An 11,878-nucleotide genomic window follows, 5' to 3' on the forward strand; every position below is an offset into this window, starting at 1 on the left:
TGGAAATAAAAATAAATTATTAAATTGAAGTTCCAGCTATATAACCAGTAGATAATGCAATTTGAACATTATATCCACCCGTAAATGCATCTACATCCATAACTTCACCAGCAAATGAAATATTTGAAATTAATTTTGATTTCATGGTAGATGGATCTATTTCTTTTGTATCAATCCCACCAGCAGTTACTATTGCTTCTTCGATTGGTCTTAACCCTTTTACAGTAAAGGTCAAGTTTTGAATCAACTCTACTAGCCTTTTTCTTTCTTCTTTTGTTATTGAGTTGACCTTTTTATTTTCATCAATTCCTGATAAATTTATTATTATAGGAATAAGTTTTTTAGGAAGTAATTCATCTAAAGAATTCTTAAAATCCTTATTTAAAAACTTCTGGAAATCTTTTTGAATTCTTTTGTCTAGTTCTTGATTATCTAAAGCTGGTTTTAAGTTTATTGATATCTCCATAGGTATATTATCTTTTACATATCTAGAAGCACTTAATATTAATGGACCAGAGATACCAAAATGCGTAAATAGCATTTCACCTTGTTCTTTATACTGCACTTTTTTATCTTTAGAACTAATTAATTTCACTTGAACATTTTTAAGACTTAATCCCATTAGCTCTTTTACCCAATCTTCTTTTAATTCAATTGGAACTAGAGAGGGTTTTAATGAGACAATTTTATGTCCTAACTTTTGTGCAAATTTATATCCTTCACCTCTAGAGCCTGTAAGTGGATAGGATTTTCCTCCAGTTGCTATAATAAAATGATCTCCAGATACTTTTTGATTATTTTCTAAAACTACAGCTTTAACTGTACTGTCTTCAATAACGATATCGCTAACTTTAGATTTAAGGTAAATTTTCACTCCTAAATCGTTTAATTCATTTTCAAGGCCTTTAATTATATCTGAACTCTTATCTGATAAAGGAAATACCCTATCTCCTCTTTCTACTTTTAATTTTATATTCTTTCCTTCAAAAAAATTCATAACATCTTGATTTGTGTATGTATAAAGAGCACTGTATAAGAAATATGGATTACCAGGAATATACTCAAAAAATTCTGATATATCCTTAGCATTTGTTACATTGCATCTTCCCTTTCCAGTTATAAATAACTTTTTCCCAAGTCTATCATTTCCTTCTATTAAAATTACTTCATTACCATTTTTAGCTGAAGTAATTGCTGCCATCATTCCAGCTGGACCTCCGCCTATCACAATAACTTTTTTCAAAATATCACCTCTAAACTTTCTTAAGGATATTATAACATCTTATTTAATAGAAAAAAGAGGCAAAGCCTCTTTTTTGAAATTATTCATCTAACACATTACCCCTGTTATATGAATAAACATTATATTCTTTCCAAATACTTTCAAGATTATTAAATGTATTTGCTATAGTTTCTTTTTCTCTCATCCCTACAGCTATAATTAACGCATTAATAACTGATAGCGGTGCCACAAGTGAATCAACAAAACTTGCCATGTTACTTTGAACAATTAAGCTATAGTCTGCTTGTGTTGCTAAAGGTGACAATAGCGAATCTGTTATCGCAACTACCTTTGCATTTCTACTTTGTGCAAATGATAAAGCATCAATTGTTTTTGCTGCATATCTTGGGAAGCCTATACCTATTACTAAATCTCCTTCTTTGATATTAATCATTTGTTCAAATATATCTGAAATACCATAAGCTACAATATTTACGTTATCAAGAATTATATTTAAATAGAAACCTAAAAACTCAGCTAAAGCAGTTGAACTTCTTAATCCTATAATATATATTCTCTTTGCATCGAATATGGACTGAACTACTTCCTCAAAGGTTTTGTGATTTATTTTTTCAAGTGTTGCTCTTATATTTTCTATATCTGCCTTTAAAACTCCTTTTAAAGCATTTTCTTCTGAAATATAATCATTTGTAAGTTCTAATCTTTGAACAGTTGTTAACTTATTCTTTATAAGTTCTTGTAATTCCTTTTGAAGCTTAGGGTAACCACTAAATCCAAGCTCATTTGCAAATCTAACTACAGTGGATTCCGAAACACCTACTGAAACTCCTAATTTAGCTGCAGTCATAAAGGCTGCTTTATCATAATTTTTTAATATGTATTCTGCAATAAGCTTTTGCCCTTTACTTAATCTTGGAAATTTTAATTGAATAATTCTCATTAAATCTTGATTTGCTTCTAGCTTTTCTTGGAAATAATCCATTTACCCTTACTCCTATCTTTTTTGCAATTTATTTATAATATAAATTCATTTTAACATCATTAATTAATTACATCAACCTTAATTATAAAATTACTTTTTTTCTATGCATAACAGCATTGGAGGATTATTATTGCGATTGACATACTCAAATTTCATTGCCCCATATTTATTCTTGGGTAAGTTTTCAGCAAATTCTAAAATGCAAGTTTTTTCTCTAGCACCTTCATTATGTCCAGAATAAATAGCAATTAAAATAATTCCCCCTTCATTCAGTAAATCTAGTGCCTGAATTATTGAGTTCATTGTACTATCTTTCATGGTTGTAATCTCTTTATTTCCACCTGGTAAAAATCCTAAGTTATATATTATACAATCTGCACTTTCCTTTACATATTCATTAAGCTTATCATGAGAATCCTGTATTAGATAAACATTATCTTTATTTTTATTCTTATAATTAGTAATTGCCATTTCTTGAATATCAAAAGCAATTACCTTATTAAAGTTTTCAGATAAGAAATCAGAATCGTATCCGTTACCTAGTGTACAATCTATTGCTAGGTTTTTGTTTTCAATATATTTGTCAATGATATCATGAGATAAGGAACTAATATCCTTCACTAATTTAAACATACTATTTACCCTTACAAAGATTTAATGTAGTTAAGCTCGGAGTCTGTAAGCTCTCTAAAACTACCTAATTCTAAATCTCCGATATTAATTTCTCCAATAGCAACTCTTTTAAGAGAAATTACATCGTGATTTAATGCCGCACACATTTTTCTTATTTGCCTATTTTTACCTTCATGTATTTTAATTTCAACTTTACAGTTATTTTGATCTTTCCAAAGAATTTTAATACTTGATTTAGCTGTAATATATCCCCCTATATCAACTCCATTTTGAAAAGTCTCTATCTCTTTATCTGTAAAAACTCCCTTAACCTTAACAATATAGGTTTTATGAATTTCCCTTCTTGGATGTATTATTTTATTATAAATTTCACCATCATTTGTAAGTAATAATAGCCCAGAAGAATCATAATCCAGTCTTCCAATTGGATATATTCTCTCCTTAGCATTTATTATATCTATTATAGTTTTTCTACCTTTTTCATCACTAACAGAAGATATTATTCCAACAGGCTTATTAAGCATGATGTATCTCTTAATCTCTTCTGCCTTTACAATTCTACCGTTATATTCTACAATATCTTTTTCTATATCAATTTTAGTACCTAATTCTTTTATGATTTCTCCATTAACCTTAACATTTCCAGCTAAAATTAACTCTTCACATTTTCTACGTGAAGCCACTCCGCAATTTGCCAAATATTTTTGTAATCTTTCCATTATAAAATCACCTATCCTGCTGTATTCTTAATAATTATAAAGACTTAACATAAAAAAATCAAATTGGAATTTCCTGGGAAATTTTAGGAGATTGAAGAAATACTATATTTTTGTTATACTACTTACCAATAATATATATATAAAGGGTGATAAGCATGGATAAACTACTATTTGGAATTTCAGGAATTCCATTAGGTAAAGGTGAAAAATTCAATTATAGTACTGGATTAGAATATTTACATAACATAGGACTGGATGCTATGGAGCTACCATTTGTACGTTCTGTTAATGTTACCTCAAAAAATAGAGATTCTATTCTTAAAGTTAAAGAAGAAACTGGCATGTATTTATCTGCTCATGGTTCATACTTCATAAACTTAAATGCTAAGGAAGATGAGAAAATAGAAAAATCAAAGGAAAGGATTTTAAAGGGAGCTGATGCTTTGGAATCCGTTGGAGGAAGAAGTTTAGTATTCCATGCTGGATTTTATTTAGATTCATCTAAAGCAGATACATTAGATAATATTAAAAGAGAATTAAGTACACTCCCTAAAGGAAATGTTACATATAGACTTGAAACTACAGGAAAAGCTACTCAATTTGGTGACATATATGAATTAGTTAATATAGCAAAAGAAATTCCAAGTTGTAATATATGCATAGATTTTTCTCATTTACATGCAAGGGGAAATGGAGCTTTAAAGGACTATTCTGACTTTGCTAAAATATTAGATTATGTTGGTACTAATTTAGGAGATGCAGCATTAAATGATATGCATATTCATTTATCTGGAATAAACTACACTGCAAAAGGTGAAAGAAATCATCTGCCTTTTGAAGAAAGTGATTTTAACTATAAGGCTTGTCTTAAATCCTTCATAGATTTTGATATAAAGGGTTGTATTATTTGCGAGAGCCCTATTTTAGAAAATGATGCATTACTTTTAAAAGAAACTTATAACAGTCTATAGTTAAATCCTTGCCCAATAACGGGCAAGGATTTTTTTCTAGCACCTAAAGAATCTGTTGTTACCTAGTAATAGTAGAGCTATTAATAAGGGACTATTAAATAAGCAAGTCTGTCCTATAAGTGAATTGTAGGGGTAACCACAACCGCCTGTATAGCAGCCACAGTTATTAAAGCCTCCAAATCCTCCAGGATAACCTCCAAATCCGCACCCTGGATAACCTCCGTAGTAACTATTACAACAGCAATTTCTCCTTCTTGACATGTTAATCACTCCTTCTCTTCTGTATAGTACATACTATTCCGTCCTATTGATTATTGTTAATTAATCTCAAATTTAAGTTTTTTTAGAATACTATACTCATTTACGAGGATATCATTTTAGTGTATAATAAGAGTAAGAGGTGATATTATGAGTAGAAATAGATTAGTTGCCCCTAGAAATGTTGTTAATACTAAACAACTTTATATATTTTATATACTAGGAGAGCTATATAAAGGTAATTCTATATACGGAAATAAGGTTTTAGAGGAGTTTAAAGGCAGATTTGAAAGTTCTTCACTTCCTTTCCCAGTCTCTTCATCAACGGTATATGATACTCTATTCTATTTAGAAGAGATGGGCTATGTTAATTCTACTTGGCTTGGGGATGAGTTTTTAAATAAAAGAAGTAAGAAGATATACTCAATTACCGATGCAGGTATTGAATATTATAAAAAACATATAGCTGACTATATTGATAATCTAAATAAAACTAAGAGCACTTTGGATATTATGATCAATATGCTTAAATAAATAGAAATAGTTTATAGTAGTACTATAACTTACATTTTGAGGTGCAAATCGAAAAAACATCATTAATTTTAAATGTATTAATGATGTTTTTATCATATTCTTAGTAGTCTAATCACAATCTTTATTACACAATTTTCTTAATTCATTAGCCATATTGCTCCATATTATAAAAGATTCATTAATTCCTTCCGAAAAACTACCCAATCTAATAACTTCTAATATATTTTCTTTACATTTTTTTGGTTTAATATTAAAGGTTTCAATATAATCAAGTGTTCTCTTTCGACTTGGAAAATATGTTTTATTAATAGCAAATTATGTTTGAAGGAAATGATCAATTGAAATATCAATTGCAAAGTGATAAAACAGTACATCTTTTCTTACTACAGCTCGTTCTAAGTCCTCTGTATCTTCAAGTTCTGTCATATGATACTGTACAAGTATTTTAGCTAATTCCTCTGGGTACTTTGATAGCCTCTTCCTCAAATTATATAAAAACTTATTTTTATCAACTAGAACCTGAATATTGCCAAGCATGGCACATCGCCCTATTGGATAATAGTAATTATCTAATTTATCAGGTTGTTCACCTTTAAGTATAGACGCTACATCTGTTAAGGTTTCAGTTTCAGTAAAATACATTAACCATGTTTCAATGCCATTTATTAGCATAAAATCTCCTACTCCCCAGTGACCTCCTTCAAATGTATTCAATTTATATTCCTGTATCATGTTACCTAATTCATTTATTACTAATTGCCTCTTTTCAATATCAGGTATAGTATCACAATATATAAAAATATCAATATCCCCTTCTCTAACCTTAGGAAGAGAAGTTTTACCACCACTAATTCCAATTGATTGCACTTCCACTATTTCCGAGATATTCTTTATTAATGTGTCAAGAATTTTTTCTGTGTTATAAACCATGCTATTCCCCCATAAAATACTTATGAACAATCTCTTAAATCATCTTCATAAAGATTAATCATTTTAAGACCTCCATAAAAATACCAACTGTAACTTTTTCCTTATATTGTATCATATTACCATATCTATATCATCCAAAACAAAAAAGGATAGCTTAAGGTAATAAACCTTAAACTATCCTATATAATTCATTTATTTTCTTATACGTTATAGTAATCAGAAATTGTACTTAAAATAAATAGTATGTACTCTTTATCGTAGCAACCTTTTTCAATTGATGTAGTTTCATCTAACTGAACTTTTAAATATCCTCTTGGGCCATCATAAATAAGTTCTTTTTTAGCTTTATTATATATTACATCAAAAGTATTGTTATAGTAGTGTGTTCCTGACATACTGTCTTTATATCTAAAGAAAACTGTATTATCTAGAGTTTCCTTATCAGCGTCTTTAAGTATTGCAATTGTTTCTGCATGTGGTATGTATAAATCAATATCTTTGTACTCTTCTAAATTGATTCTTAGGAAAGGTCTATTATCCCATAAAACTCCATATTCATGCTTTGGATCTCTGTTTTCTAAGCTTTCTTGTACTTGGTTAAATAATGAATCAAGATCCAATTGTTTTAAGTTTTCAACAAATATATTGCTGATTTGTGTCTTATATTTATTATAGTTATCGATACGTTTTCCCATAGTTTCTCCTCCTAGATCTATTTAATAGCGCATTTGTATTCTTTGGTCTAACTATATTATAGCACTATTTTCCTAACCTACAATAAGTTCAATGAAAAACATTATATTTATTTGTAACAATTGAAATAAATATAAATACCTTAATAATAGAATAATCTCTTTTGGAGGAACAATGAAAGGTGAAAAAATTGATTGTATAGATAGTGGGAGTAAATTTTGTCCTTGCCATCTAGCAGAAGCAAATGAATGTTTATTATGTTCCCAATTACATGGGGAATGCTTTTGCGACTGTCTAAACTGGAAAGGAGTATGTATTTATCAAGGATGGATAGCTAACGGCTCTAAACCAAAGGAAGGAAGGAAAACTTACTCATGTAAAATAGAAGACTGGATATTACTTCAAAAGGATCTATTACTTATTAAATTCAAATTACCTGAAGATCTTGCTCTTGATTTAACAACACCAGGTAGTTTTATTTTTCTAAGAACTGATGATAATTTTTATTTTGATATACCAATTTCTATAATGGAATGTGACACTGATGCTAACAATGCTAGTATATTAATTGAGATAAGAGGTATTAAAACAAAACACCTTATAAATACAAAATCAGTTGAGAATCTAGTAATAAGAGGTCCCTATTGGAATGGAGTCTTTGGGTTAAAAAATATAAAGAATACTACAAATTCTAAATGTTTAATTCTAGCTAGAGGTATTGGAATGGCTCCTATGATTCCAGTAATTAAGGCTCTTAAAAATCAAGGAAATGATCTTGATATTCTTATTGATAAAGAGCCATTTGATGATGTATATGTTAATGATATATTATCTAATCTTGGATTATCTTATAACGAAATGTCTTTACTTGATGCTGGAAAGCTATCTGATAAATGTAAAGCCTATATAAAAGATTCCATTGAAAATAATAATATCAAATTAATACATTGTGGAGGTGCAGATATATTAACCTTTAAAGTGATGCAATATTTAGATACTATAGGTGAAAAAAGTATTAAATTATCCTGTTGTAATAATTCTAAAATGTGTTGCGGAGAAGGAGTATGTGGAAGTTGCACTGCAAGATTTGCTGGTCACAGAGTAAAAAGACTATGTAAAGTTCAAGCAGATCCAAGAGATATTTTTGAAGGGAGAAGATTTATATGAAGGTATTAGTTGTAGGTGGAGGCTGGGCTGGAGTTTCTTCTGCAATCTCAGCTAGGAAAGCAGGTGCAGAGGTGCACGTTTTTGAAAAGACTGATTTACTTTTAGGTTTAGGTAATATAGGCGGAATTATGCGTAATAATGGACGTTTTACTGCTTCTGAAGAATTAATTGAACTTGGCTCAAGTGAACTTATGGAAATATGTGATAATAACTCTAAACATAAGAATATAAAGTTCCCAGGACACGAACATGCTTCATTATATGATGTTACATCAATTGAACCTGATGTTAAAAAACTACTATTAGACATGGGAATTAACTTACACCTAATTACACGTGTTACAGATATAGATCAAACTGATAAAAGCATCAAGGGTATACATCTTTCTAGTGGAGAATATATCGAGGGAGATGTTATTATAGAAACCACAGGCTCAACAGGTCCTATGGGTAATTGTCAGCGCTTCGGAAACGGCTGTGCTATGTGTATACTTAGATGTCCCTCATATGGGCCTAGAATATCTATAAGTGAAAGAGCTGGTGTTAAGGATTTTTCTGGAGAAAGAAATGATGATAAATTAGGTGCATTTTCTGGTTCTTGTGAAGTTGCAAAAGATAGTCTTTCAGAAGAGTTAAAAGAAGTTTTAGAAAAAGAAGGAGTTGCAGTATTAAAGGTTCCACCAGAAGATGTTAACTATGGAAAGCTTGAAGCTAAGGTATGTCAGCAATATGCTTTAAAAGAATTTGCTGAAAATATTGTTTTATTAGATACTGGCCATGCAAAATTAATGACAACCTATTATCCATTAGAAAAGCTAAGAAAAATACCTGGACTTGAAAAAGCAAGGTATGTGGATCCTCTAGCTGGTTCTATAGGAAATTCTATAAGATATCTTTCAGTTGCTCCTAGAGATAATAATATGAGAGTTATAGGCGTAGATAATTTATTCTGTGCAGGTGAAAAATCTGGTCTTTTTGTAGGACACACTGAAGCTATGTGTACAGGAGCACTTGCAGGCCATAATGCTGTAAGATTAGCTTTGGGTATTCCACTATTAACTCTACCCTCTTCACTATGCGTTGGGGATTTAATCTCCTATGCTAATGAAAGATCTAAAACTCGTGAAGGAAGAAAAACAAGATATACCTTCGCTGGTTCTGATTATTTTAACAGAATGAAATCACTAAATTTATATAGCACTAATGTAGAAGAAATCAAAAACAGAGTAAGAAAAGTTAATTTAGATGGTGTATTTAATCAAAAGCTTATATAGAAATTTTAAGGGAACCCTTTTGGGTTCCCTTTGCTTTATAAATGTAGTTATTTTAATTCATATTTTATTTTGTTTAATAGTTTCTATTTAAAGTTCTATCTTTCCATACTTCTTGAAATATTCATCCAAGGTCTTATCTAAAAACTCCTTTGCCATTTGAGTTATTCTTAGATGAGATTTCTGTGAATGTACCTTATTTAAATAAACTCTATCAGCTTTTGGATTTACTGCTGAACTTGGATATGTTTTAGTTCCAACAACATCATATAATATATGTAGTGGTACTGTATTTTTTATAGGGGTATCTATGATCTTACATTCTTTAAATTCAATATAATACGGATAATTCTTTCTCGTATAATCTTCTAAAATTTCGTCATCTGTTACAATATTTTTCTTATCATATCCATACGTTAAAGCTCTTCCAACTATCATTGGTGAAGGTCTGTCTTTATGATCATAGCTTAAAGCAGTTATGTATATACTGTCATTATCTTTAATACCAGTAGGCTTGATATTAAAGTAAACTCTCTTTAAGGCATTACTATTTCTTTCATTTATGAACTTATTATCACTATTTAATCTATCATTAGATTTAGCTATAAATTTTATCCATGCATTGCTCAAATCTTCAATCATACGATTAGTTAATACTTCTTCAAGAATATCCGTTGTTTTAACCGGTGCTTCATTTTTAGGTTTTTCTTCAAATGGTGTCCATGGTTCGGCACCTAGTTTTGCGCCTCGCTTTGCCCTATTAGCCTTTGATACTCCCTTTATTAAGTTGATCGATACTTTTTCAACTCCATCTATCTCTTGTTCTATCCATTCTTTTGTTATATTACCTTCATCTGTTTGTTTTATTCTATCCCATAATTCTTCAAAGTGTTTATTGCATTCATCGCCGATTGACTCATCTTGGTCAATAAAAACACTTAATTCATGGTTAGTAAAAAATCCTCCATTTGTAAAGTTTGCTGAACCTAATATTGCAGATGATTCATCGAATACATATAATTTTGTATGGAGCCCAATTAATGCAACTAGTTCTGCCCCTGAATCCAACAAAGCGTTCAATCCCTGTAAACTGCTAACACCTTGAATAAAATCTTCTCGATAAAATCTAGTTATTATTTTACATTTTATATTAGGATTTTGTTTTAAGACCTCTGCCAATTTTGTAGCAGTTTTTAACCCTATAAATGGTGAAATTACTTTTATTGATGATTCTAATGAATCTACAACTTCATAAAACTTATCTGCAAAAAAACCTGATGAAATTAACTCGACTCCCATTTTTTTAACCTCCAATAAATATAATTTAAATACTTCTACCACCCATCAATATCATAAAACCATCTTACAAAATACTAGCAGTTATTTTCTAGTAAGCTATCCCTCTTCATATAGCATAGATTGTAATCTTTATATTTCAGTTTCAGCTTAGTGGATGAGATATCTGCAACATAGATTACTTTATCTTACGAAAATCTTCTATTGGTGTACCTTCAATTTTACAACTTAGTTTATTAAAACATTCTCCATGCTAGTTGCAAGTAAGATTTTTTTTCTACCTTTATGTATCTATTAATCCATATAATAAATATAAAACATAGCGTCGATAGCTTGTACGCAAATATCTATAGAAACTTTATACTGCTTTTCTAAATTATACTTCCAGCTCCCACAACTAAAGCAATATTTTTAACATCTTCACTTTAATACTGAAACTACTATTACCCCTATACCAGCAAATAAGGGAGCTAAATACTTAAAATACATTTTCAACTTTTTCCCTCTTTGATATTTTTCAACTCTACCTTTAATCTCTAAGTACAAATCCTCTTCTTTTTCATTAACACCTTCCTTTTTAAAATAACTTAGTCTGTACATGTCAAAATCTATTTCTTCATGATTTTCTATACTTGATATAATTGCTTCATATTCCTTATATAATTTTTTACATATTTCTTGTGTTATATTTGATTGATTATATTGTAGAGTTATGTTTATCTTATTTTTTAGCTTATCTAAACTCTTAAATGTTTCTTCCATCTTATAAGCTCTTTCCTGAAGATTTTGTTCAGATATATAAAACATAAAGTACGTAAGAACTATAGAAAACATTAGAACTATATTTGAAATCGATATCTTTGATATTTTAATATCAATCCCAATTGAAAGTATAGAAATTCCTGTTATCAATGCAGAATAGTATATATTTAATTTTTTATACTCATTATGCTTTTCTCTTAATCTATTAGTAGAAATTATCCTTGTTCTGTATGTTATATCAACTCTTCTTTTCAGCTCTTCTAATAAATCTGCATTCTCTTTTTTACTTTTATTTAACTCTAAAAGCCCTTTCTTATTTGAAAAATCCACTTCCATTAAACACACCTCCTTGGTTCCTTTTTTATACAATTATACCATATTACCCAATGACGTTTATACATTAAATATTTTAGATTTTA

Annotated in this window: 13 protein-coding genes; 4 read left to right on the forward strand and 9 right to left on the reverse strand. The window is 29.5% G+C overall.

The features are described from left to right. Positions 1–19: 19 nt before the first annotated feature. The 4 genes from JK634_RS03870 to JK634_RS03885 form a co-directional block, all read right to left on the reverse strand. Positions 20–1,243: a BaiN/RdsA family NAD(P)/FAD-dependent oxidoreductase gene (locus tag JK634_RS03870; RefSeq protein WP_202766308.1), complete on the reverse strand. Its 1,224-nt coding sequence runs from the start codon at positions 1,241–1,243 to the stop codon at positions 20–22. A gap of 79 nt (positions 1,244–1,322) precedes the next feature. Further along, complete coding sequence (locus JK634_RS03875; RefSeq protein ID WP_202766309.1) at positions 1,323–2,225, reverse strand: MurR/RpiR family transcriptional regulator; 903 nt, start codon at positions 2,223–2,225, stop codon at positions 1,323–1,325. A gap of 90 nt (positions 2,226–2,315) precedes the next feature. Continuing rightward, positions 2,316–2,858 carry a tRNA 5-(aminomethyl)-2-thiouridylate-methyltransferase MnmM gene (mnmM, locus tag JK634_RS03880; protein ID WP_202766310.1) on the reverse strand — a complete coding sequence of 181 codons (543 nt, stop codon included), beginning with the start codon at positions 2,856–2,858 and terminating at the stop codon, positions 2,316–2,318. A gap of 11 nt (positions 2,859–2,869) precedes the next feature. Continuing rightward, complete coding sequence (locus JK634_RS03885) at positions 2,870–3,580, reverse strand: pseudouridine synthase (protein ID WP_202766602.1); 711 nt, start codon at positions 3,578–3,580, stop codon at positions 2,870–2,872. A gap of 152 nt (positions 3,581–3,732) precedes the next feature. Between JK634_RS03885 and JK634_RS03890 the strand changes: the two genes are divergently transcribed. Beyond that, complete coding sequence (locus tag JK634_RS03890) at positions 3,733–4,548, forward strand: TIM barrel protein (protein ID WP_202766311.1); 816 nt, start codon at positions 3,733–3,735, stop codon at positions 4,546–4,548. 36 nt (positions 4,549–4,584) lie between these two features. On the opposite strand, the gene JK634_RS03895 is transcribed toward JK634_RS03890, so the two are convergent. Next, a complete protein-coding gene (locus tag JK634_RS03895; protein WP_202766312.1) occupies positions 4,585–4,809 on the reverse strand; it encodes a hypothetical protein in 225 nt (74 codons plus the stop codon). Between the two features lie 147 nt (positions 4,810–4,956). On the opposite strand from JK634_RS03895, the gene JK634_RS03900 reads away from it, so the two are divergent. Next, entirely contained in the window at positions 4,957–5,340 is a 384-nt protein-coding gene (locus JK634_RS03900; protein WP_207753585.1) for a PadR family transcriptional regulator, read from the forward strand. A gap of 315 nt (positions 5,341–5,655) precedes the next feature. Here the strand turns inward: JK634_RS03900 and JK634_RS03905 are convergent, their stop codons facing one another. Next, positions 5,656–6,270 (reverse strand): DUF4037 domain-containing protein, encoded by a 615-nt coding sequence (locus JK634_RS03905; protein ID WP_202766313.1) that lies wholly within the window; start codon positions 6,268–6,270, stop codon positions 5,656–5,658. A gap of 200 nt (positions 6,271–6,470) precedes the next feature. Next, positions 6,471–6,965, reverse strand: a complete 495-nt coding sequence (locus JK634_RS03910) for a hypothetical protein (protein WP_202766314.1) — start codon at positions 6,963–6,965, stop codon at positions 6,471–6,473. Positions 6,966–7,137: 172 nt separating this feature from the next. Here JK634_RS03910 and JK634_RS03915 point away from each other — a divergent pair, with 172 nt between their 5' ends. After that, positions 7,138–8,130: a sulfide/dihydroorotate dehydrogenase-like FAD/NAD-binding protein gene (locus JK634_RS03915; RefSeq protein ID WP_202766315.1), complete on the forward strand. Its 993-nt coding sequence runs from the start codon at positions 7,138–7,140 to the stop codon at positions 8,128–8,130. Next, positions 8,127–9,404 carry an FAD-dependent oxidoreductase gene (locus JK634_RS03920; protein WP_202766316.1) on the forward strand — a complete coding sequence of 426 codons (1,278 nt, stop codon included), beginning with the start codon at positions 8,127–8,129 and terminating at the stop codon, positions 9,402–9,404. The genes JK634_RS03915 and JK634_RS03920 overlap by 4 nt, the downstream gene beginning before the upstream one ends. 87 nt (positions 9,405–9,491) lie before the next feature. Here the strand turns inward: JK634_RS03920 and JK634_RS03925 are convergent, their stop codons facing one another. Then, positions 9,492–10,700 carry a phospholipase D-like domain-containing protein gene (locus tag JK634_RS03925; RefSeq protein WP_202766317.1) on the reverse strand — a complete coding sequence of 403 codons (1,209 nt, stop codon included), beginning with the start codon at positions 10,698–10,700 and terminating at the stop codon, positions 9,492–9,494. A 417-nt stretch (positions 10,701–11,117) separates the two neighbouring features. After that, positions 11,118–11,795, reverse strand: coding sequence for an SLATT domain-containing protein (locus JK634_RS03930; RefSeq protein WP_202766318.1), 678 nt, complete (start codon positions 11,793–11,795; stop codon positions 11,118–11,120). Positions 11,796–11,878: the final 83 nt, after the last annotated feature.

The sequence above is a fragment of the Clostridium paridis genome, from assembly GCF_016765615.1.
Taxonomy (GTDB): Bacteria; Bacillota; Clostridia; order Clostridiales; family Clostridiaceae; genus Clostridium_T; species Clostridium_T paridis.